This is a genomic window from Mitsuokella multacida DSM 20544 (assembly GCF_000155955.1).
In the GTDB taxonomy this organism is placed as follows: domain Bacteria; phylum Bacillota; class Negativicutes; order Selenomonadales; family Selenomonadaceae; genus Mitsuokella; species Mitsuokella multacida.
In genome coordinates, this window is sequence record NZ_GG697141.2 from 567,100 (window position 1) to 588,658 (window position 21,559).

The 21,559-nt window shown below is 60.9% G+C and carries 18 protein-coding genes; 15 read left to right on the plus strand and 3 right to left on the minus strand.

Features of this window, described 5'->3' with window-relative positions; translation table 11 throughout:
- Positions 1-162 precede the first annotated feature (162 nt).
- Positions 163-945 (minus strand): ZIP family metal transporter, encoded by a 783-nt coding sequence (locus MITSMUL_RS02720; protein WP_005839714.1) that lies wholly within the window; start codon positions 943-945, stop codon positions 163-165.
- Between the two features lie 145 nt (positions 946-1,090).
- Here MITSMUL_RS02720 and MITSMUL_RS02725 point away from each other — a divergent pair, with 145 nt between their 5' ends.
- From MITSMUL_RS02725 to MITSMUL_RS02750, 6 genes are all read left to right on the plus strand, one after another.
- The gene (locus MITSMUL_RS02725) at positions 1,091-1,687 is read left to right on the plus strand and encodes a hypothetical protein (protein WP_005839716.1); all 597 of its coding nucleotides are present in this window, start codon (positions 1,091-1,093) and stop codon (positions 1,685-1,687) included.
- Positions 1,688-1,723: 36 nt separating this feature from the next.
- Positions 1,724-4,660 carry an insulinase family protein gene (locus MITSMUL_RS02730; RefSeq protein ID WP_005839717.1) on the plus strand — a complete coding sequence of 979 codons (2,937 nt, stop codon included), beginning with the start codon at positions 1,724-1,726 and terminating at the stop codon, positions 4,658-4,660.
- 143 nt (positions 4,661-4,803) lie between these two features.
- Positions 4,804-5,691: a 4-hydroxy-tetrahydrodipicolinate synthase gene (gene dapA, locus MITSMUL_RS02735; RefSeq protein WP_040635352.1), complete on the plus strand. Its 888-nt coding sequence runs from the start codon at positions 4,804-4,806 to the stop codon at positions 5,689-5,691.
- Between the two features lie 103 nt (positions 5,692-5,794).
- Positions 5,795-6,457, plus strand: coding sequence for an L-serine ammonia-lyase, iron-sulfur-dependent subunit beta (gene sdaAB / locus MITSMUL_RS02740; protein WP_005839722.1), 663 nt, complete (start codon positions 5,795-5,797; stop codon positions 6,455-6,457).
- A gap of 33 nt (positions 6,458-6,490) precedes the next feature.
- A complete protein-coding gene (gene sdaAA, locus MITSMUL_RS02745) occupies positions 6,491-7,369 on the plus strand; it encodes an L-serine ammonia-lyase, iron-sulfur-dependent, subunit alpha (protein ID WP_040635354.1) in 879 nt (292 codons plus the stop codon).
- Between the two features lie 212 nt (positions 7,370-7,581).
- Positions 7,582-8,148, plus strand: coding sequence for a hypothetical protein (locus MITSMUL_RS02750; protein WP_005839726.1), 567 nt, complete (start codon positions 7,582-7,584; stop codon positions 8,146-8,148).
- 72 nt (positions 8,149-8,220) lie between these two features.
- On the opposite strand, the gene MITSMUL_RS02755 is transcribed toward MITSMUL_RS02750, so the two are convergent.
- The gene (locus MITSMUL_RS02755) at positions 8,221-9,057 is read right to left on the minus strand and encodes a transglycosylase domain-containing protein (RefSeq protein ID WP_005839729.1); all 837 of its coding nucleotides are present in this window, start codon (positions 9,055-9,057) and stop codon (positions 8,221-8,223) included.
- Between the two features lie 201 nt (positions 9,058-9,258).
- On the opposite strand from MITSMUL_RS02755, the gene argC reads away from it, so the two are divergent.
- From argC to argH, 7 genes are all read left to right on the plus strand, one after another.
- Positions 9,259-10,293: an N-acetyl-gamma-glutamyl-phosphate reductase gene (argC, locus tag MITSMUL_RS02760; RefSeq protein WP_040635355.1), complete on the plus strand. Its 1,035-nt coding sequence runs from the start codon at positions 9,259-9,261 to the stop codon at positions 10,291-10,293.
- A gap of 49 nt (positions 10,294-10,342) precedes the next feature.
- The gene (argJ, locus tag MITSMUL_RS02765) at positions 10,343-11,554 is read left to right on the plus strand and encodes a bifunctional glutamate N-acetyltransferase/amino-acid acetyltransferase ArgJ (RefSeq protein WP_005839732.1); all 1,212 of its coding nucleotides are present in this window, start codon (positions 10,343-10,345) and stop codon (positions 11,552-11,554) included.
- Between the two features lie 37 nt (positions 11,555-11,591).
- Positions 11,592-12,479: an acetylglutamate kinase gene (gene argB, locus MITSMUL_RS02770; RefSeq protein WP_005839733.1), complete on the plus strand. Its 888-nt coding sequence runs from the start codon at positions 11,592-11,594 to the stop codon at positions 12,477-12,479.
- A 25-nt stretch (positions 12,480-12,504) separates the two neighbouring features.
- Positions 12,505-13,713 carry an acetylornithine transaminase gene (locus MITSMUL_RS02775; RefSeq protein WP_005839735.1) on the plus strand — a complete coding sequence of 403 codons (1,209 nt, stop codon included), beginning with the start codon at positions 12,505-12,507 and terminating at the stop codon, positions 13,711-13,713.
- Positions 13,714-13,863: 150 nt separating this feature from the next.
- Positions 13,864-14,796 (plus strand): ornithine carbamoyltransferase, encoded by a 933-nt coding sequence (gene argF / locus MITSMUL_RS02780; protein WP_005839739.1) that lies wholly within the window; start codon positions 13,864-13,866, stop codon positions 14,794-14,796.
- A 90-nt stretch (positions 14,797-14,886) separates the two neighbouring features.
- Complete coding sequence (locus MITSMUL_RS02785; protein ID WP_005839741.1) at positions 14,887-16,098, plus strand: argininosuccinate synthase; 1,212 nt, start codon at positions 14,887-14,889, stop codon at positions 16,096-16,098.
- A complete protein-coding gene (argH, locus tag MITSMUL_RS02790; RefSeq protein WP_005839743.1) occupies positions 16,095-17,522 on the plus strand; it encodes an argininosuccinate lyase in 1,428 nt (475 codons plus the stop codon). The genes MITSMUL_RS02785 and argH overlap by 4 nt, the downstream gene beginning before the upstream one ends.
- A gap of 103 nt (positions 17,523-17,625) precedes the next feature.
- Here argH and MITSMUL_RS12050 read toward each other — a convergent pair whose 3' ends face one another.
- Entirely contained in the window at positions 17,626-18,723 is a 1,098-nt protein-coding gene (locus MITSMUL_RS12050) for an SGNH/GDSL hydrolase family protein (RefSeq protein ID WP_050751626.1), read from the minus strand.
- A gap of 200 nt (positions 18,724-18,923) precedes the next feature.
- On the opposite strand from MITSMUL_RS12050, the gene MITSMUL_RS02800 reads away from it, so the two are divergent.
- Positions 18,924-20,789: an acyltransferase family protein gene (locus tag MITSMUL_RS02800; protein ID WP_244944617.1), complete on the plus strand. Its 1,866-nt coding sequence runs from the start codon at positions 18,924-18,926 to the stop codon at positions 20,787-20,789.
- Positions 20,790-20,864: 75 nt separating this feature from the next.
- Entirely contained in the window at positions 20,865-21,479 is a 615-nt protein-coding gene (locus tag MITSMUL_RS02805) for a hypothetical protein (protein ID WP_005839748.1), read from the plus strand.
- The last annotated feature ends 80 nt before the right edge of the window (positions 21,480-21,559 follow it).

Genomic DNA, 21,559 nt, shown 5'->3' on the forward strand with positions numbered 1-21,559 from the left:
CCCGAGCCGCCATGCCTAGAGCCAGCGATGTCAGAACGCCGCGGCAGGCGGCGAACTCCCTAGACACATACATCACAGCATGGGGCTCATTCAACGGAGCGACGAAGCCGAAACAGCCGCTCCCCGCCTACGCCACGATGTAAACCCAAACTCCCAACTCCCTCATCCAAGCACCGTATCGAGCGCCATCATCAGCGTGAACCCAACCGAGAACGCGATGACGCCGATATTCGAGTGATGCCCTGCGCTCATCTCCGGGATGAGCTCCTCGACGACGACGTAGAGCATCGCACCCGCCGCAAACGCGAGCAGGTAGGGCAGCACCGGCACGACGAAGCTCGCCGCGACAATCGTCAGCGCGCCGCCAATCGGCTCCACGATGCCCGAGAGTGTGCCGAGCACGAACGCCTTTGTGCGCCCCTCGCCATTGGCCGCGAGCGGCAGCGAGATGATCGCGCCCTCCGGGAAGTTCTGGATCGCGATGCCGAGTGACAGCGCGAGCGCCGCGCCGAGCGAGACTTCTGTGCCGCCCGTGAGCCAGCCCGCGAGCACGACGCCGACCGCCATACCCTCCGGGATGTTGTGCAGCGTCACCGCGAGCACGAGCTTGAGGTTCTTCGAGAGCGCGCTCTTCGGGCCCTCCGCCTCGTCGCTGTTCAGGTGGAGATGCGGGATGATGTGGTCGAGCAAGAGCAAAAAGAGCGTGCCCACCCAGAAGCCCACGACAGCCGGCAGCACCGCATAGGAGCCGAGCGCGCTGCTCTCTTCCATCGAGGGGATCAAGAGGCTCCAGACTGACGCCGCGACCATGATGCCGGCCGCAAAGCCCGTGAACGCCTTCTGGATTCGGTGGTCGAGCTCGCCGCGCAGCAGGAAGACACAGGCCGCGCCGAGCGTCGTGCCGAGGAATGGGATGGCAAGTCCCTGCAGGATCTCAATCGGCATGAGAATCCCTCCTTTTCGTTTTCATTTTCTTTTATTATTATACAGGATACTGTGCCAAAAGGGAATCGGGAAGAGACGGGACATTGAGGACGGAGCCACCCCTGTGTTATAATAGAGGCATGTGTTTTTAGTGGAGCGTGTTGATATGGCGAACAGCAGAGAGAAGAAGACGCGCAATGTCTTCACCGAGAAGGCGGCCCTCGAGCAGGAGATTGCCGCACTAAGGGAGAGCCTGAGCGAGCAGGCCAAACGGCTCGCGCAATGCCGCAAGGAGATCGAAGATGCGATTGTCGAGCGCATCAAGCGGCAGGAAGAGATCGACGCCCTGCGCGAGGAGAACCGCCGACTGCGAAAGCGGCTTGCAGAGTATGAGCCGCCTGCCGAGCCGGCAGCGGAAGGAGCGGAGGAGGCATCGAGCCCGGATACACCAGACGAATCGGCTGGGACACGGGAGGAGGATGAGTTCTTCGCGGCCTTCCGCATCTACGTCGTCGGCGGTACCGAGAAGTGGCAGAAAAAGGCCGCCGAGGTCTTCCCGACGATGCATTTTCTCGGCAGTGAGAAGAACTTCGATAGCTCAGCACTCGCGCAGGCCGACTACGTCATCATCAACACGAATGCCGTCTCGCACGCCTGCACTGAGAAGGCCAAGAATGCGGCACCGAAGTCGGCGGCCATCATCATGACCTCCAACAACAACCTCCCTCTCCTGCGGCAGAAGCTGCTCGAGACCATACAATGACAGATCGCATAAAGGTATAAAGGAGAATCAGAATATATGGAAGTAAACGACAGAATCCATGGCTTTTTCCTGCAGCATAAGGAATACATCCCGGAAGTCGACTCGACGGCCTACACGTTCGAGCACGAGAAGAGCGGCGCGCGCCTGTTCTTCCTCGAGAACGGTGACGACAACAAGGTCTTCTCCATCTCGTTCCGCACGCCGCCGGTCGACGATACGGGCGTCGCGCACATCGTCGAGCACTCGACGCTCTGCGGCTCGCGCAAGTACCCGCTCAAGGAGCCGTTCGTCGAGCTCGTCAAGGGCTCGCTCAACACCTTCCTCAACGCGATGACGTATCCGGACAAGACGATGTACCCGGTGGCCAGCCGCAACGACAAGGACTTCCAGAACCTCATGGACGTCTACCTCGATGCCGTCTTCTACCCGAACATGCGCGAGAACCCGCAGGTCCTCATGCAGGAGGGCTGGCACTATGAGATCGAGAAGCCAGAGGACCCGCTCACGTACAGCGGCGTCGTCTACAACGAGATGAAGGGCGCGCTCTCCTCGCCGGACGACCTGCTCGAGAGCCGCATCATGCACGCGCTCTACCCGGCGACGACGTACGGCCATGAGTCGGGCGGCGACCCCGAGGCCATCCCAGACCTCACGCAGGAGGCGTTCATCGCCTTCCATGCGAAGTACTACCATCCGTCAAACAGCTACATCTACCTCTACGGCGCGATGGACATCGCGGAGAAACTGCGCTACCTCGACGAGGAATACCTCTCGCATTTCGACCGCATCCCCGTGCCGTCGAAGATCGACCTGCAGCCGGAGTTCTCGCATCTTGAGCGCGAGACGGTCGCCTATCCGGTCAGCGAGGAGGAAGGCACGGCCGAGAAGACTTTCCTCGCGCTGAGCTGGACGACGGGCCAGTCGCTTGACCACAAGGCGATGATGGGCCTCGAGATCCTCGAGCACGCTCTCCTGCGCACGCCGGCCGCGCCGCTGCGCAAGGCGCTCGTCGATGCGAAGCTCGGCAAGGATGTCGGCTCCATCTTCGAGACGGACATGCTGCAGCCGTTCTTCAGCATCGTCGTCAATAATGCGGAGCCGGAGCGCCTCGATACCTTCTACCATCTGGCCATGACGAAGCTGCAGCAGCTCGCCGAGAACGGCATCGACCGCCAGCTGCTCGAGGCTTCCATCAACCTCATGGAGTTCCGCCTGCGTGAAGCGGACTTCGGCTCGGCGCCGAAGGGCCTCATCTACGGCATCCGCATCATGAAGAGCTGGCTCTACGGTGGGGCACCGGAGACGTACCTGCGCTATGAGGACTTGCTGCAGCAGATGAAGGATGGCCTCTCGAGCCGTTACTTCGAGTCACTTATTGAGGAGTACTTCCTCGCGAACCCGCACCGCAGCCTGCTCGCGATGGTGCCAGACACGCAGATGGCCGCGCGCCGCGAGAAGGAGCAGCAGGAAAAGCTCGCTGAGAAGAAGGCCTCGATGAGCGAGGCGGAGATCGAGGCGACGATTGCGGCGACGCGCGCACTCAAGGAGCGCCAGCAGAGCCCGGAGACGGAGGAGGCCCTGCGCACGATACCGGTCCTCAAGCTCTCCGACATCCGCAAGGAGTCGTACCCGCTGCCGCTCGAGGTCCGCGACCTCTCGGGCACAGAGGTGCTCTTCAGTGACGTCAATACAAACGGCATCGCTTACCTCAACCTCTACTTCGATGCGAGCGCCGTGACTGAGGAGGAGCTTCCGTACCTCTACCTCTTGAGTGAGCTCCTCGGCATGGTCGACACGGAGCAGCACACGTATGCTGAGCTCGCGAACCTGCGCAATCTGCACACGGGCGGCATCACCTCGGACGTCGTCGTCTACACGAAGAAGAACGAGCCCGACTCCATGATGCCGAAGCTGCGCGTCCGCGCCAAGGCGCTCGTCGCGAAGCTGCCCGAGCTTATGGACCTCTTGCAAGAAATTTTAACGCAGAGCCGCTTTACGGATGAGAAGCGCATCCGCGAGCTCATCGAGCAGGAGGAGGCGTCAATCGAGCTCAACATGCAGCGCGCCGCCAACCAGATCATCGTCTCGCGCCTCGCTGCCTATCTCTCACGCGCGGGCCGCTATGCCGATGAGGGCGGTCTGCCGTTCTACCCGTTCCTCAAATCATTCGAGGCAGATTTTGCGGGCAGCCTCGAGAAGATGCAGCAGGTCTTTGCTGGCCTGCTGCCGAAGCTCTTCAACCGCCATGGCCTCATTGTCAGCGTCACGCTCAAGCAGGAGGAGTATCCTGCGTTTGAAGAGGCGTTCGGAGCTCTGCAGCAGAGCTTCTCGCAGGAGGTATTCCCGACCGCTTCGCTTGACTGGGAAATCAAGCCGGAGAACGAGGGCCTGACGTCGTCGAGCCGCGTGCAGTACGTCGGCAAGGGCGCGAACTTCCTGCGCCTCGGCTACCGCTACACGGGCAGCATGGCCGTCCTCGAGACGCTCCTGCGCTACGATTACTTCTGGACGAAGGTCCGCGTGCAGGGCGGCGCCTACGGCGCCTTCACAGGTTTCAACCGCAATGGCTTCATGTACTTCGGCTCGTACCGCGACCCAAACCTGCGCGAGACGCTCGCTGTCTTTGACGGCACGGCCGACTATGCGGCGCACTTTACGGCATCGGAGCGCGAGATGGACAAGTTCATCATCGGCACGATGAGCGGCGTCGACACGCCGCTGACCCCGATGATGAAGGGCGATGCCGCCGCGACCTGCTACTTGCGCGGCATCACGCAGGAGGACCGCCAGCAGCGCCGTGATGAGATCCTTTCGACGCGCCAGGAGGACATCCGCGCGCTCGCACCGCTCATCGCGGCCTGCATGAAAGAGAACGTGCTCTGCGTCTTCGGCAATGACGCGAAGATTGCCGAGGCCAAGGATGTCTTTGACAGCATCCATCCGGCGCTGCCGGCACTCGACGAGGGGGAATAAGAGACGGCTGCCGTGTTACAGGACATATGTACACACATGGAAGGATTGACTTTCCTAGATGGACATGGGATAATGAAGAGGACATCATAAATTCAGTCTATGTTGCTGCTATGCGGCAGCTATCGCGACAGGAGGCTTTTTGGATGAAGAAGACAATTTTCAAGGGTGCAGGTGTCGCCATCATCACGCCGTTCACGGAGGATGGCGTCAACTTTGCGGAACTCAGCCGCATCATCGAAGACCAGATCAAGGGTGGCACGGATGCCATCGTCATCACGGGCACGAGCGGTGAGTCGGCCACAATGACGGACGAGGAGCACAGAGCAGCGATCAAGTGCGCCGTCGATACGGTCAAGGGCCGCATCCCGGTCATCGCTGGCACGGGCTCGAATGAGACGTCGTACGCCATCGAGCTCTCGAAGTACGCGGAAGAAGTCGGCGCAGACGCCGTTCTCGTCGTCACGCCGTACTACAACAAGTGCACGCAGAAGGGCCTCATCGCACATTACAAAGCCATCGCCGACAGCATCAACATCCCAATCGTTCTCTACGATGTGCCGTCGCGCACGGGGGTCGGCATCCAGATTCCGACGTACGTCGAGCTTGCCAAGATCCCGAACATCGTCGCAGTCAAGGAAGCCAATGGCGATCTCTCGAAGATCCTGCGCCTGCGCGCTGCCTGCGGCGACAGCCTCGACGTTTACTCGGGCAACGACGACCAGATCGTGCCGATCCTCTCGCTCGGCGGCAAGGGCGTCATCTCCGTCCTCTCGAACGTCGCACCGAAAGAGACGCACGACATGTGCCAGCTCTACTTCGACGGCAAGGCAGAAGAAGCCGGCAAGATGCAGATCGAGTATGCCGACCTCATCGACGCACTGTTCTGCGAGGTCAACCCGATTCCGGTCAAAGTCGCGATGCGCAAGCTCGGCTATGCAGCCGGCCCGCTGCGCATGCCGCTCTCCGAGATGGAGCCGGAGCATGAGAAGCAGCTCGAGACGGCCCTGCGCAACCACGGCCTGATCAAGTAAGCCACTGCGGCGCTGCCTTTTTTCAGCAGATCAAAGCCTTCGGGACTACTGCCCCGAGGGCTTTCTTTTTTGGAGATACCAGAGATAGGAGACAGGAGTTTTTATGCACGGTGTATTTGACATTGTCGGGCCCGTCATGATCGGCCCGTCGAGCTCGCATACGGCAGGGGCCGTGCGGCTCGGCCTCATGGCCCGCAAGATACTCGGCGAGCCGGCGGTCCGCGCTGACATCAACCTGCACGGGTCGTTCGCGCAGACATACCGCGGCCACGGCACAGACAAGGCCCTGATTGCGGGCATCCTCGGCTTTGCGCCCGACGACGAGCGCATCCGCGAGGCCCTGCAGCTCGCTGAGGAGAATGGCCTCAGCTACCGCTTCCAGAAGGTCAATCTCGAGCAGGCGCACCCGAACACGGCCGTCATCCACTTGACGGGAGCTTCGGGGCGCACGGCGCGCGTGCGCGGTTCGTCTGTCGGTGGCGGCAACATCCGCATCACGAACATCGACGGCTACGAGGTCGAGCTCACGGGCACGTACCCAGCACTCATCACAATCCATCACGATCGGCCCGGCATCATCACGAAGGTCACGCAGATTCTCGCGCGCTACGAATACAACATCGCCTTCATGCGCGTCTCGCGCCACAGCCGCGGCGAGATGGCTATGATGATCCTCGAGCTCGACGAGCCGCTCGATGAGGATGTTGTCGCAGAGTGCTGTGAAGTCTACGAGGTCGAGCATGCCTTCGCCATCCCGGCCATCTGACCGGCGGGCGAGAGCATGAGAAAGGGATATGAGATGATACAGGTGAATTTCAATACGGTCGCGGAACTCATGGCTCTCGCGGAGAGCCAGCAGGTTCCCGTCCACGAGATCGTGCTGGCGCGCGAGATGCACGACAGCCAGCGCTCGCGCGGCGACATCCTGCAGGAGATGCTCAGGAACTGGCAGGTCATGCAGGAATCCATCGAGCGCGGTATCCAGAATACGGAGCGGTCGCTCTCCGGCATGACGGGCGGTGACGCCAAGAAGCTCTACGCCTACCGCGAGCAGGGCTATATGGGTGAAGCGGCTGTCTCAGCGGCAGCCTATGCCGTGGGTATCAGCGAGGTCAATGCCGTCATGGGCCGCATCGTCGCGTGCCCGACGGCCGGCTCGTGTGGCATCGTGCCGGCCGCGCTCTACGCGGCGAAGAAGCAGCGCCATCTTGCCGACGCCGACATCGTGCTGGCCCTGCTGACGGCGGCCGGTATTGGCATGGTCATCGACCAAAACGCCTCGATTGCCGGTGCGGCGGGCGGCTGTCAGGCGGAGTGCGGCACGGCGGCCGGCATGGCAGCTGCGGCGCTCGTCGAGCTCGCGGACGGCACGCCTGCGATGATCGGCACGGCGGCGGCGCTTGCCATCAAGAACCTCTTAGGCCTCGTCTGCGATCCCGTCGCCGGCCTCGTTGAGGTTCCCTGCGTCAAGCGCAACGGCTTTGCGACCGTCGTCGCCATGACGGCCGCTGACATGACACTTGCTGGTATCGAGAGCGTCATTCCCGTCGATGAGGTCATCGCTGCGATGAACGAGATCGGCAGGGCCCTGCCGAAGTCCCTGCGCGAGACGAGCGAGGCCGGTCTCGCCGTCACGCCGACGGCCAAGGCCATAGAGAAGCGCGTCTATCCCGACTGAGGGATGGAGAGGGCGGAGGACGTAGCTTGGCCGCAGGAGAGGGCTGCCCAACGCTGTGCATGGCCGACTGTTGGGCAGCCCTCTCCGCCCGCTGCAGACCAGTCTGACGGCGGTTCTGTGCTTTTTTCCTTGCGTATCTCTGCCAGGCAGTGTAAAATGAGAATAACAATGCGAGATGATTCGCAATATATAGTGCAAGGAGAGATTGTTATATGAAGAAAATCATCCAGATGCTGCTCATCGCCTGCCTGGTGGTGCTCGGCACGCAGGTCGCTTTTGCAAACTCGGACAAGGTAACGGTCCAGGAAGGTGCAGACCTCACGGCTGTCCATCGCCTGGCCATCGGTTCGCCGCTCTACATGCAGGTCGACCCGAAATCTCCGAACAAGGATATGCTCACGCAGATCGTCTACGAGTCGAGCCGCGTGGCGCGCTGCTACGTCATCTCGTATGACACGATTGCCCAGAACATCAAGGCGGACCAGAACATCGACCTCAAGGCCCTCGACCGCCGCACGGCTGCCAAGGACTTCAAGCAGTATGTCGGCAACTACGCTGATGCCTACGTCATCCTGACGGTCGCCAACGACAGCCGCACGACGTTCTTCTTCGACGTCTACAAGGCTGGCACGAATGAGCTTCTCTACACGTACCAGATCCAGGCCAACCGCAACGAAGGCGACACGGTTGCCACCTACACGAACATGGCAGAGCAGTTCTACAAGCACTTCGAGCGCTCGGCCGTCGAGCAGCAGAAGGACAACAGCAAAAAGAAATAATGCATGAAAAAAGACAAGGCACATGATTGATGCCTTGTCTTTTTTGTATCTGGATTGCGGTCAGGTGCCCTATCAGTGGGCGAGGTAGAGCGGCTTGATCTTGGCGTCCTCGGCCATCGTCTTGTCGATGTAGCCGCAGCTGACCATCGCGTCGAGCACGATGAACTGGCGCTTCTTGGCCATTATGAAGTCGACGTAGGGGGAGTAGAGCGAGGGCGCGTTGGGCAGGCCCGCGAGCATGGCGGATTCGGGCAGGGCGAGCTCGCGCGGCCGCTTGCCGAAGTAGCCCTCGGAGGCCGCGCCGATGCCGTAGTAGTTCGAGCCGTAGTAGATGGTGTTGAGGTACATCTCGAGGATCTCGTCCTTCGAGTAGTTCCACTCCATGTCGAGCGCGAGGAGGAATTCCTCCGCCTTGCGGCCGAAGGACTGCTCGTGCGAGAGGAAGAGGTTCTTGACGAGCTGTTGCGTGATGGTGCTCGCGCCCTCCTCGATTTCGCCCGACTGCAGGTTGACGAGCGTCGCGCGCGCGATGCCCTCGAAGTCGAAGCCGTGGTGGCTATAGAAGCGCCGGTCCTCGACGGCGATGACGGCCTGCTGCAGCGAATTCGGCGTATCCTGCAGCCGGACGTAGTGCGGGTCGTGCACGTTGACGCGGCTCTCGACCGCGCGCCGCAGGAAGATGACGCGGCTCAGGCGGTCCGAAAAGCCCGGGTGGTGCACCTCGTCCGTCATCTCATTGGCCGGTACGCTCTGTGTCGGCCGCGGCAGGAAGGCGCCCGCGCTCTGCCACGTCTTCGAGGAGAAGACGGCGAGCCCGCCCGATAGGAAGTAGGCGGCGAGGAACAGGATGATGAGGAAAAAAAGAAAGCGGATCAGCCGCTTCGGCGACCGCCGTCGTCTCGTTGCCATGAAAAACACTCCTTTGCATGTACATCCTATTATAAGGCCATTGCCCCGGATTTGCCACCGACAAATTTTCCTCTTGATTCCGCCGCGGCAAGAAAAGATAAAAAATCTGTAAATCTGTAAAGAAAAGGCTTGCAATTTTATACATCACAGTTGTATAATTATAAACATCAATTCGAGACATACCCAGAGGAGGAAATCGCTATGAAAGTCAGTGTCCTGGGAGCAACGGGGTACGCGGGGGCAGAGCTCCTGCGCATCCTCTACAATCATCCACAGGCGGAAGTCGTGCATATCACATCCGAGAGCCATACGGGCGAGAAGATCGCCGATCTCTACCCGCATCTGCGAGGCTGCTACGATATGGTGCTCGAGAGCATGAAGGACATCGAGGCCATCGGCAAGGACAGCGACTTCGTCTTCATCGGCCTGCCGCACGGCCACGCGATGAAAGTCGGCAAGGCACTTGAGGATCTGCCTGTGCGCATCATCGACCTCGGCGCTGACTACCGCTTCCACGATACGAGCGTCTACGAGGCCTGGTACCACGTGCCGCACACGCATCCCGACGCCAAGCGCGTCTACGGCCTCGCCGAGCTCTATCGCGAGGAGATCCGCGATGCCAAGATCATCGGCAACGCCGGCTGCTTCACGACGGCGAGCATCCTCGCACTCGCGCCGCTCGCGCGTCAGCACCTAATCGATGTCAATACCATCATCGTCGATGCGAAGTCGGGCGTCTCGGGTGCCGGCCGCTCGCCGAAGCAGGCGAACCACTTCCCGGAGCTCTACGACAACTTCCGCGCCTACAATGTTGCGCATCATAGGCATACGCCGGAGATCGAGCAGGCTGTCACCGACCTCTCGGGCGAGGCGACTGTCATCAACTTCACGCCGCATCTCGTGCCGATGTCGCGCGGCATCCTCTCGACCTGCTATGCGACCCTGAAGGAAGGCGTGACGCCGGAACTTGTCGATGCGGCTTTTGAGAAGGCCTACAGCAAGGAGTTCTTCATCCGGCTGCTCGGCCGCGGCGGCTATCCGTCGACGAAAGAAGTCCGGGGCTCGAACTTCTGCGACATCGCCTGGCACATCGACGAGCGCACGCACCGCGTGATTGTGCTCTCCGCCATCGACAACCTCGTCAAGGGCGCGGCTGGCCAGGCCGTCCAGAACTTCAACATCGCCTGCGGTTTCGATGAGAAGATGGGGCTCGACTTCGTGCCGATGTACCCCTGAGCAATCTATGAGATAGACTTTATATAGCATACAATAGGAGGAATCCGATATGGTAAACGAATTCAAGAACGCAGCGGGCGTCACGTTCCCGCAGGGCTTCAAGGCAGCTGGCGTCAAGGCCGGCATCAAGAAGAGCGGCAACCTCGACGTCGCCGTCATCTATACGGAGAAAGAGGCCGTCGTCGCTGGCACCTTCACGCAGAACGCCGTAGCGGCAGCACCGGTCTTCGCATCGAAGGCTGTCGTCGCCACGGGCATGGCACATGCAATTGTCGCCAATGCCGGCTGTGCCAATGCCTGCACGGGTGAGCAGGGCGAGAAAGACGCCAAGGCCACGCAGGAGATTGCGGCCAAGGCACTCGGCTGCGACCCGCTTGACGTCATCGTCGCTTCGACGGGCGTCATCGGCGTGACGCTGCCGATGGACAAGATGGAAAACGGCGTCAAAGAGGCGGTCAGCGCACTCTCCGAAGACGGCAGCAGCGCGGCGAGCCAGGCCATCATGACGACGGACACGCATCCGAAGTCGGCCGCGCTCGAGATCGAGGTCGGCGGCAAGAAAGTCCGCTTCGGCGTCATCGCCAAGGGCTCGGGCATGATCCAGCCGAACATGGCCACGATGCTCTGCTTCATCACGACGGACCTCGCCATCGACGGCAAGCTCCTGCAGAAGGCCCTGTCAGAGATTGTCGAGACGTCGTTCAACATGATCTCGATCGACGGCGACATGAGCACGAACGACATGGTCATCGTCATGGCCAACGGTGCTGCCGGCAATGCGCCGATCACCGAAGAGAACGAAGACTATGCAATCGTCAAGGAAGCACTCGACAAGCTCTGCAAGGAGTTCGCTAAGGAGATCGCCGACGATGGCGAGGGCGCGACGAAGTTCCTGACGGTCCACGTCACGGGCACGAAGACCTTTGCTGACGCTAAGACGATCGGCATGAGCGTCGCCAAGAGCCCGCTTGTCAAGACGGCGTTCTTCGGTGCTGATCCGAACTGGGGCCGCGTCATCTGTGCCGTTGGCTATGCCGGCGTGCCGATGGACCCCGAAGATGTCGTCGTCAAGTTCGGCGATGTCCCTGTCTATGCACATGGCGTCGGCGCTGAGCATGATGTCGAGGCTTTAGCGAAGGTCATGGAGCAGCACGACATCACGATCTCCATCGACATGGGCCAGGGCGAGGAAGAGGCGACCGTCTGGACCTGCGACTTCTCCTACGAATACGTCAAGATTAACGGTGAGTATCACACCTGATCGGCAGCAGTACAAACGATAGGGGAAGGATAACATTATGGTATTTACAGCCAAGGATAAGGCAGCCATCCTCGTCGAGGCGCTGCCCTACATCCAGGAATTCTACGGCAAGACCATCGTCATCAAGTACGGCGGCAATGCGATGATCAACGAGGACCTCAAAGAGAAGGTCATGCAGGACGTCGCGCTGATGAAGTACGTCGGCATCCGCCCTGTCATCGTGCACGGCGGCGGCCCGGAGATCACGGGCTTCCTCAAGAAGGTCGGCAAGAAGTCGTCCTTCGTCGCCGGCCTGCGCGTGACGGATGCGGAGACGGTCGAGATCGCGGAGATGGTGCTTGACGGCAAGGTCAACTCCGAGATCGTCAACCTGCTCAACCACCGCGGCGTGCGCGCCGTCGGCCTCTCGGGCAAGGATGCGAACCTCATCTGCGCGCAGAAGAAGCTCGCGACCGTCTACGATGGTGATGAGAAGAAGAAAGTTGACATCGGCTACGTCGGCGCCGTCGAACAGGTCAATGTCGCCCTGATTGAGGATCTCTTAGATCAGGACTATGTACCCGTCATCGCGCCGATTGGCGTCGGCAAGAACGGCGAGAGCTACAACATCAATGCCGACTACGTCGCGGCGGAGATCGCCGGCGCCCTGAACGCCGAGAAGCTGCTCTTGCTGACGGACGTCGAGGGCATCTACAAGGACTTTACAGACAAGTCCTCCTTCATCTCGACGCTCCACATGCAGGAGGCGCGCGACTACATCAAGTCGGGCATCATCCAGGGCGGCATGATCCCGAAAGTCGAAGCCTGCCTGACTTCTCTCGAGAAGGGCACGGGCAAGACGCACATCATCGACGGGCGGCTCGACCACTCGATCATCCTCGAGATCTTCACCTCGCAGGGTATCGGCACGCAGGTCGTGCGCTGAATTCAATAAAAAAGGATGCGATTTCATGCAGGAAACAGATAAAGATATATTCGAGAAGGATGCGAAGGACTACTTGCCGGTGTTCAACCGCTACAAGATCGTGCTGGACCACGGCGAGGGCGCGTACCTCTGGGACAACAACGGCAAGAAGTACCTCGACTTTCTCGGCGGCATCGCCGTGAACGTGCTCGGCCATGACTACGAGCCGCTCGTCACGGCCATCTCCGAGCAGGCGAAGAAGCTCATCCACTGCTCGAACCTCTACTACACACAGCCGCAGGCCGACGCAGCGGCGAAGCTCGTCGAACTCTCGGGCCTCGACAAGGCGTTCTTCGGCAATTCGGGCGCCGAGGCGAACGAGGGCGCCATCAAGATCGCGCGCAAGTACGCGCATCAGTTCGACCCGGAGAAATCCCAGATCATCACGGCCTGGGACAGCTTTCACGGCCGTACGATCGCAACGCTGACGGCGACGGGCCAGCCGAAGTACCACGAGGGCTTCGGCCCGCTGCCGGACGGCTTTGACTACGTCCACTACAACGACATCGAGGAGCTCGAGTCGATGATGAGCGAGAAGACGGCCGCCGTCATGCTCGAGACCATCCAAGGCGAGGGCGGCGTCTACACGCCGGAGAACGACTACCTCAAGAAGGTCCGCGCGCTCTGCGACAAGTACCATGCGCTCTTGATCTTCGATGAGATCCAGGCCGGCATCGGCCGCAGCGGCAAGTTCTTCGCCTACGAGAAGTACGGCGTCAAGCCGGACATCGTCACGCTGGCCAAAGGCCTTGCGGGCGGCGTGCCCATCGGCGCCTTCATCGTCACGGACGAGGTCGCCAAGGCCTTCCATGCGGGCGACCACGGCACGACGTTCGGCGGCAATCCGCTCGCCTGCGCCGCGGCCAACGTCGTCCTCGACACCGTGCCGAAGCCGGATTTCCTCGCGCATGTCGAGGAAGTCGGCAGCTACTTCAAGCAGCAGCTCGAGGTGCTCAAGAAAAAGCATCCGGCGCTCATCACGGAGGTGCGCGGTACGGGCCTGATTCTCGGCGCAGAGCTCGCCTCGGCAGAGCACGGCCGCGACATCGTCAACGACTGCCTCGCCGAGGGTGCTATCATCAACTGCACGGCCGGCAAGGTCCTGCGCTTCATCCCGCCACTCATCATCACGCAGGAGCAGGTCGATGCCGTCATCGCGACGCTCGACGATGTGCTCGCGAAGTACGACAAGTGAAAAAATTCAGCGATTCCAGCCGATGTGAATAGAAATACAAAAAAAATGTATATCTACACTTTTCAAGCGGCAGAAATTGATGTATAATATGCAATAGTTACGGACGAAGAAATCTAGTTGTTCCAGTAAGTCCAGTAGGGAGGTCATCTAATGCTGAAAGGAAAAGACATGTTATCCATCCACGACTTATCCGTGGATGAGGTACAGGAGATCCTGGCACTCGCCAAGGAACTCAAGGCAAAACAGAAAGCGGGTGTGCCGCACGAGATTCTCAAGGGCAAGACGCTCGGCATGATTTTTGAGAAATCCTCGACGCGAACGCGAGTCTCCTTTGAGACGGGCATGTACCAGCTCGGCGGACAGGCGCTTTTCCTCTCGAACCGTGACCTCCAGCTCGGGCGAGGCGAACCCATCCGTGACACGGCGCGCGTGCTCTCGCGCTACCTCGACGGCATCATGATCCGCACGTTCGGCCATGACCGCGTCGAGGAGCTCGCCAAGTGGGCGGACATCCCCGTCATCAATGCGCTGACGGACCTGCTGCATCCGTGCCAGGTGCTCACCGATCTCCTGACGATCGAGGAGTACAAGGGCAAGAACCTCAAAGGCCTCAAGATGGCCTACGTCGGCGACGGCAACAACATGACGAACTCCTTCCTCTACGGATGCGCAAAGGTCGGCATGACGTTCGTCGCAGCGACGCCGGAGGATTACCGCCCAGACGAGACGGTCTTCAAGAACGCACTCGAGGATGCCAAGGAGACGGGCGCAGAGCTCAGCCTCGTGACAGACCCGAAAGAGGCCGTCAAGGACGCCGACATCGTCGTCACCGACACCTGGGCCAGCATGGGCCAGGAGGCCGAGCACGAGGCGCGCAAGAAGATCTTCGCCCCGTACCAGGTCAACAAGGAGCTCTTGAAGGGCGCCGACAAGCGCGTCATCGTCATGCACTGCCTGCCGGCTTACCGCGGCGAGGAGATTACGGAGGAGGTCCTCGAGGCCAATGCCGACGTCATCTTCGACGAGGCGGAGAACCGCCTGCACACGCAGAAGGCCATCATGGCGCTGACCATGTCAGATTGAGAGACGCACTGCTGCATATCGTGTAACATCGTCCCGGTCTCACAATGACAGTGGGAGAGGGAAGGAATCATAGGAAAAGAGGTTTTTATCATGGCTAAGATCAAGAAAGTCGTACTCGCATACTCGGGCGGTCTCGATACCTCCGTCATCATCCCGTGGCTCAAGGAGCATTACGATGGCTGCGAAGTCATCGCAGTCTGCGCCGATGTCGGACAGGGTGACGAGCTCAACGCTGTACACGACAAGGCCCTGAAATCCGGTGCTTCCAAGGTCTACATCGAGGACCTCAAGGAAGAGTTCCTCAAAGAATACGTCTGGCCGACGCTCAAGGCCGGTGCTGTCTACGAGGATAAGTACCTGCTCGGCACGTCGTTCGCACGCCCAATCATCGCGAAGAAGCTCGTCGAGATCGCCAAGAAAGAGGGCGCTGACGCCATCGCTCACGGCGCTACGGGCAAGGGCAACGACCAGGTCCGCTTCGAGCTGACGGTCAAGGCACTCGCACCGAACATCACGCTGATTGCACCGTGGCGTGAGTGGGACCTCGATTCCCGTTCCGCTGAGATCGAGTATGCCAAGAAGCACGGCATTCCCATCGCGACGGAGAACAAGACGTACTCCATGGACCGCAACATCTGGCATCTTTCCCATGAAGGTTCCGACCTCGAGGATCCGGCCAACGAGCCGCACAACAGCATGTTCCTGATTTCCAAGGCACCGGAAGATGCGAAGGACGAGCCGGAATACGTCACGGTCGACTTCGAGAAGGGCGAGCCGGTCGCGGTCAACGGCAAGAAGATGGACCCGGTCGCTCTCTTGACCGAGCTCAACGAGATTGGCGCGCGCAACGGCGTCGGCATCGTCGACATCTGCGAGAACCGCCTCGTCGGCATGAAGTCCCGCGGTGTCTATGAGAACCCGGGCGGATCGATCCTCTACTACGCACATCGCGAGCTCGAGTACCTCTGCCTCGACCGCATGACGTTCCACTTCAAGCAGCACGTCGCCGTCCGCTTCGGCGAGCTCGTCTACGATGGCATGTGGTTCTGCCAGCTGCGCGAAGCGCTGTCCGCTTTCGTCGACAGCACCCAGCAGACCGTCACGGGCACGGTCAAGCTCAAGCTCTACAAGGGCAACATCATCTCTGCTGGCTCCACGAGCCCGTATTCCCTCTACAGCAAGGAATTCGTCACGTTCGAGCACGATGATGTCTACAACCAGGCTGACGCCACGGGCTTCATCAACCTCTTCGGCCTGCCGCTCAAGGTACGCGCCCTGATGCAGGAGAAGACCGGTAAATGAGCAAAGCAATGTGGGGAGGCCGTTTCTCCAAGTCGACCGATGAGATGATCAACGAGTTCCAGGCCTCCATCAATTTCGATAAGCGCATGTACCACGAGGATATCGCGGGTTCCATCGCGCATGCGACGATGCTCGCGAAATGCGGCATCATCACGGACGAGGACCGCGATAAGATTGTCGCGGGGCTCAAGGACATCCTGCAGAAGATCGAGAAGGGCAACTTCGAGTTCTCCGTCGACCTTGAGGACATCCACATGAACATCGAGAAGCGCCTGACCGACGCCATCGGCGAGGCCGGCGGCCGCCTGCACACGGCGCGCAGCCGCAACGACCAGGTCGCGCTCGACACGCACATGTACGTGCGCCGCGAGATTGTGGCCGTGCAGAAGGAGATCGAGAACCTCCAGCGCGCGCTCGTCGAGACGGCTGAGAAGTACAGCGACGTCATCATGCCGGGCTACACGCATCTGCAGCGCGCCCAGCCCATCCTGTTCTCGCACCATCTGCTCGCGTACTTCGGCATGCTCTCGCGTGACTTCGCCCGCTTCGAGGGCGTCTACAAGCGCGCGGATATCATGCCGCTCGGCGCCGGTGCCCTCGCGGGCACGACGTTCCCGATTGACCGCGAGTTCGTGCAGAAGCAGCTCAACTTCGATAGCATCTACACGAACAGCCTCGACGCTGTCAGCGACCGCGACTACATCATGGAGTTCCTCGCCGCAGCCTCGATCCTCATGGTCCATCTCTCGCGCCTCTCGGAGGAGACGATCCTCTGGTGCAGCCGCGAGTTCCACTTCGTCGAGCTCGACGATGCGCACTGCACGGGCTCCTCGATGATGCCGCAGAAGAAGAACCCGGATGTTTCCGAGCTCGTCCGCGGCAAGACGGGCCGCGTCATCGGCCATCTCATGGCCATGCTGACGACGGTCAAGGGCCTGCCCCTTGCCTACAACAAGGACCTGCAGGAGGACAAGGAGGGCATCTTCGACGCGATCGATACCGTGAAGTTCAGCCTCGCCGTCTACGCGCAGCTGATCCGCGGCATGAAGGTCCGCAAGGATGTCATGAAGAAGGCCGTCACGGAGGATTTCTCCAACGCGACCGACCTCGCCGACTACCTCGTCAAGAAGGGCATGCCGTTCCGCAAGGCGCATGCCGTCTCGGGCCAGGCCGTCCACGACTGCATCGAGAAGGGCATCTACCTCGAGGACATGAGCCTCGAGGACTTCCAGAAGCTCTCGCCGCTCTTCGGCGCCGACATCAAGGAGGCCATCAGCCCCGAGACGTGCGTCAAGAACCGCAACTCGCTCGGCGGCACGTCCTACAAGCAGGTGGAGCTCCAGCTCCACGCTGCGAAGGACCTGCTCGCAGCCGAGGAGAAGGTCTCCGACAAGGCTGCCGACAAGCAGATCCAGGTCAAGTAAGACCAGAACAGACTCTAACAAGTTCATAGATAAAAGAGAAGTCCGCTTCTCTCCACGCTCTTGCGAGCGGTGGGGAAGCGGGCTTCTTTCGTCTGCAGTGGCTTCATTCCTTGAGCAGCAGCGGTGCGATGCGCGGGGCGAGGTAGGCGGCGAGCTTCGCAGAGCCCGCCTTTGTTGGATGCGTGCCGTCGCCGACGAAGTCCTCGGGAGCGAGCAGCGGGCCGGTCTTGTTGAGCGCGATGTAATGCGCTGCAATGCCTTCGCCCCGTGCGCGCTCGCAGGCCTCATCAATCCAGAGCCCTGCGAGCGGCGAGATGGCAGCGGGCAGCGGTTCGAGGCAGATGATGGGAGCACTTGGGTTCATCTCGTGCACGCGACGCATGAGGCTTGTCCATGCCTGTACGTACTCCTCATGATAGGGGCGGCGCTTCGCGTCGCTGAAATCGTTCGTGCCGAGTGCGAGGATGACGGCTGAGACGGGCAGTCGCTCAGACTGCCAGATGGTGTTGCCTGCGGTCTTGCGCGCGCCGTAGAAAGTCCAGGGATAGCGCTCCGCTGTATGGAGGCCGCGGTCTGGCCAGCCGGCGCCCCAGTTGTGCACGACGCCCTCGCCGGACTTGGCGAGCACGCTGTAGTCGGCATCGAGCAGGCGCGCGAGCTGCGGGGCAAATGCCATGGAGCCGTCCTCGATGTCGGCGTCATTCTTGCCGCGTTTCTTGCCGTCATTGCGGAAGCCCGCCGTGATGGAGTCGCCGACGAATTCGAGACGCAGGCGCGAGGCCTGCCTCGTGGGAGCCTCGATAGAGTCAGCCTCTAGCCTCGCAAAGTGGCTGATGCCGTACGAGCCCTCGGTCGCGCGCTCGAGGCGCAAGGTGTGGCGCCCCGCTGAAAGCCTGTCGGCGAGTACGGTCGGACTGCCTTTGGCTGCGCGTATCTTGCGCACCGGGCCGCCGTCAATCGAGACGAGCCAGCGGTTCGCGGCGTCATCGAGCCTTGCGGCGATGCTTGTCCCCGTGAAGGTGGTCTCAAGGTAGACGGCTCCCTGCGCCGTTTCATAGCAGCCGTCCGCCGCCTGCTGCCAGCGCCCCTCGTAGTGGATGGCGGGATCTGCAGCAGGGTAGGAGGCGGCGAGGGCAGAGGCAGGCAGGGCCAGCAGCGTGAGGCCCAGGGCGAGCAGCGCGGATGGTTTTCGTTTTCTCATGTTCTTCTTCCTCGTTTCCTTTCTTAATTTTATAGAAGGGATTGGTACCAGCATCGTGATGTTGCTTTTTCCCTGTGTTTTTCGTTTTTGGGCTTGCTTTTTCCTTCTTCTCACTCTATATTATTAACTATATGTGAGGGGCAGGCCTGAAGCCCTTCCGGGAAACCCATTCTATCAATCTGTTTTAGGAGTTGATCACCTTGTCATTATTTGGACGTGAAGTGGCGGGCAGGCGGCATATCGACGGCCTCGATGTGCTGCGCACGCTGGCGATTGTCGGTGTCACGCTCTTTCACATGTTCCCCGAGCGGCTGCCGGGCGGCTACCTCGGCGTCTCGCTGTTCTTCGTGCTCACGGGCTTCCTGCTCGCCTACACGAGCAAGCGCAGCTGGCTCGAGCACCGCTTCCGCGTGAAATCGTACTACTGGAAGCGCATCAAACGCATCTACCCATCCCTGCTCATCGTGCTGCTGACGACGATCGGCATCTACCAGTCCGTGCTGCCGAAGGCGGTCACAGCCATCCGGCCGGAGTTCCTCTCGGTCGTCTTGGGCTACAACAACTGGTGGCAGATCGCGCAGAACGCCGACTACTTCACGCAGCTGACGAACGCCTCGCCGTTCACGCACCTCTGGTTCATGGGCATCGAGATGCAGTACTACCTCGTCTGGCCGCTGCTCTTCGCGCTCTACGCCTTCCTCGACATCCTCGCCGGGCGCCGCGCGGGGCTCTTCGTCCTTACCGTGCTCGCGCTCGGCTCGGCGGCCGTCATGCCGCTGCTGTACGAGCCGGACATGGACGTCACGCGCCTCTACTACGGCACGGACACGCGCGTCTACGCGCTGCTCTTCGGCGCCGTGCTCGGCCTCTGGTGGGTCGACCATCCGCGCGCGCGCCTCGGCAAGTACAGGATGCTGTTCGGCTATCTCGCCTGGCCCGTGCTCATGGGCATCTCGATTGCCGCGTACTTCATCTTTGACGGCCAATCTGCCTATGTCTACGAGTGGGGCATGCTCGCGATGACCGTGCTCTTCTGCGCGCTGCTCCTATTGACGGCCGACGACCGCTTCTTCATCGGCGCGGCGCTCGAGAGTCCAAGGATGCGCTGGCTCAGCTGGCTCGGCAAGCGCAGCTTCGGCATCTACCTCTGGCAGTACCCCGTCATCTACCTCTTCGCCAAGCTCGGTTGGACGCAGCTGCCGTACTACGCGGCGCTCGAGATCGCAGCAATCCTTGTACTGACCGTCTGGTCGGACGCGCTCGCAAACGTCATCACGAGCCGCCGCCTGCCGGCCATCAACGGCCGCCACGTCGTCACGGCCTGTATTTTCCTGACGGTCTTCACCCTGCCGGGCCTCGCCATGATGGGCTTTGGCGGCCATGCGATTGCCGTCTCGGCCGATCAGAAGGTCAGCGACACGGGCGAGCTGCAGGAAAGGCTCGCCGCCAACGCCGCAGCGCAGCAGGCGGCCAATGATCAGGCCGCAGCGGGAGCGGCAGGGCAGAGCGAAAATGCCGCGGCACCGGCGGATGTCGACCTCTCCGGCGTCGCCTGCATCGGCGACTCGGTCATGCTCGGCTCGTCTGGCGAGCTGCGCAAGGTCCTGCCGGGCTGCATCATCGACGCAGAGGTCTCGCGCTACGTCGGCGGCGGCCTCGATGCGGCCAAGCAGATGGATGCGCAGGGACGCCTCGGCAAGAACGTCGTCATCGCGCTCGGCACGAACGGCCCGATTGCCGGCTACGAGAAGTACGAAGTCCAGACGCGCGCCCTGCTCGAGTACCTCGGACCCGACCGCAACATCTTCTGGGTCAACGTCTACTGTCCGGAGCTCTCGTGGCAGCAGACAAACAACGACTACCTTGCGAACATGGTCAAGGACCATCCGAACGTGACGATCGTCGACTGGTACGGACTCATCTCGCAGCACACCGACTGGCTCGGCGGCGATGGCATCCATCCGAACGACGAGGGCACGGCGGCCTACGCCAAGCTCATCCACGACACGATGGAGAAGACGCTCGCCGCCAAGCAGAGCGCGGCAGCAGACGGAAAGGCTTCGTGATATTTCGCCGTCTTTCCGTTACTTTTCAGAAATGCCTCGTATACTGATAGCCAGATTACAGAAGGAGTGATACATATGCTGATGCTGTTCTTAGTCCTCGGACTCAATCTCGTCATCAGTTTCCTCAATGCCCGCAACGTCGGGCGCATTTGGGCCGAATCGAAGGCCGTCGGCGGCTGGGTCCGCCTGCTGGCCTGGTGCGGCGCCATCCAGTCGGCGGCCGGCTTCACCTTTGTCTACGCCGTCGTCGTCGGCTACATCGCCGTGAGCACGGGCTACCTGCCCGCCGCGATGCTCGGCGTCATGATGAACCTCATCTACATCATGCTGATCGTGCCGCTCATTGGCTCGGGCATCTTCATCACGATCCAGTCGTGGATCGCCTTCGCGCGCGACAAGTCGCTCGCGAACCTCGGCGTGGCCGGCTGGAACACGTTCGCGCAGGCCTACAACACCTACAATGCGATCCAGAGCTTCGGCCCGGCGCTCGACAGCGTGCAGCAGGGGCTCGGCGGCCTGTTCTCGGATGATGGCGACAGCGACAATTCGACGGCGCGCGTCATCCTGCTCGTCGCCATCGTACTGCTCGCCGGCGTGCTGACGACATCCGTCATCGTGCGCCGCTACGAGGCGAGCCTGCCCGTCTCCGAGGAGATCCGCCGCGGCACGCGCGACCTCGAATACCGTTGATGAACGCAAAAAATGCACCATCGAGGTTCTGAAATAACTTGAATCTGACTCCAATCTCGAGTAGTATAAAAGCAAGAATA

Bases quoted from the DNA above. Each gene is read 5' to 3' on its own strand.
- MITSMUL_RS02730 (WP_005839717.1), top strand. From the start codon at position 1,724: ATGGAAGTAAACGACAGAATCCATGGCTTTTTCCTGCAGCATAAGGAA.
- argH (WP_005839743.1), top strand. From the start codon at position 16,095: ATGAGCAAAGCAATGTGGGGAGGCCGTTTCTCCAAGTCGACCGATGAG.
- argB (WP_005839733.1), top strand. From the start codon at position 11,592: ATGGTATTTACAGCCAAGGATAAGGCAGCCATCCTCGTCGAGGCGCTG.
- MITSMUL_RS02805 (WP_005839748.1), top strand. From the start codon at position 20,865: ATGCTGATGCTGTTCTTAGTCCTCGGACTCAATCTCGTCATCAGTTTC.
- MITSMUL_RS02775 (WP_005839735.1), top strand. From the start codon at position 12,505: ATGCAGGAAACAGATAAAGATATATTCGAGAAGGATGCGAAGGACTAC.
- MITSMUL_RS02725 (WP_005839716.1), top strand. From the start codon at position 1,091: ATGGCGAACAGCAGAGAGAAGAAGACGCGCAATGTCTTCACCGAGAAG.
- MITSMUL_RS12050 (WP_050751626.1), bottom strand. From the start codon at position 18,723: ATGAGAAAACGAAAACCATCCGCGCTGCTCGCCCTGGGCCTCACGCTG.
- dapA (WP_040635352.1), top strand. From the start codon at position 4,804: ATGAAGAAGACAATTTTCAAGGGTGCAGGTGTCGCCATCATCACGCCG.
- argJ (WP_005839732.1), top strand. From the start codon at position 10,343: ATGGTAAACGAATTCAAGAACGCAGCGGGCGTCACGTTCCCGCAGGGC.
- argC (WP_040635355.1), top strand. From the start codon at position 9,259: ATGAAAGTCAGTGTCCTGGGAGCAACGGGGTACGCGGGGGCAGAGCTC.
- MITSMUL_RS02785 (WP_005839741.1), top strand. From the start codon at position 14,887: ATGGCTAAGATCAAGAAAGTCGTACTCGCATACTCGGGCGGTCTCGAT.
- MITSMUL_RS02755 (WP_005839729.1), bottom strand. From the start codon at position 9,057: ATGGCAACGAGACGACGGCGGTCGCCGAAGCGGCTGATCCGCTTTCTT.
- sdaAB (WP_005839722.1), top strand. From the start codon at position 5,795: ATGCACGGTGTATTTGACATTGTCGGGCCCGTCATGATCGGCCCGTCG.
- argF (WP_005839739.1), top strand. From the start codon at position 13,864: ATGCTGAAAGGAAAAGACATGTTATCCATCCACGACTTATCCGTGGAT.
- MITSMUL_RS02720 (WP_005839714.1), bottom strand. From the start codon at position 945: ATGCCGATTGAGATCCTGCAGGGACTTGCCATCCCATTCCTCGGCACG.
- MITSMUL_RS02750 (WP_005839726.1), top strand. From the start codon at position 7,582: ATGAAGAAAATCATCCAGATGCTGCTCATCGCCTGCCTGGTGGTGCTC.
- sdaAA (WP_040635354.1), top strand. From the start codon at position 6,491: ATGATACAGGTGAATTTCAATACGGTCGCGGAACTCATGGCTCTCGCG.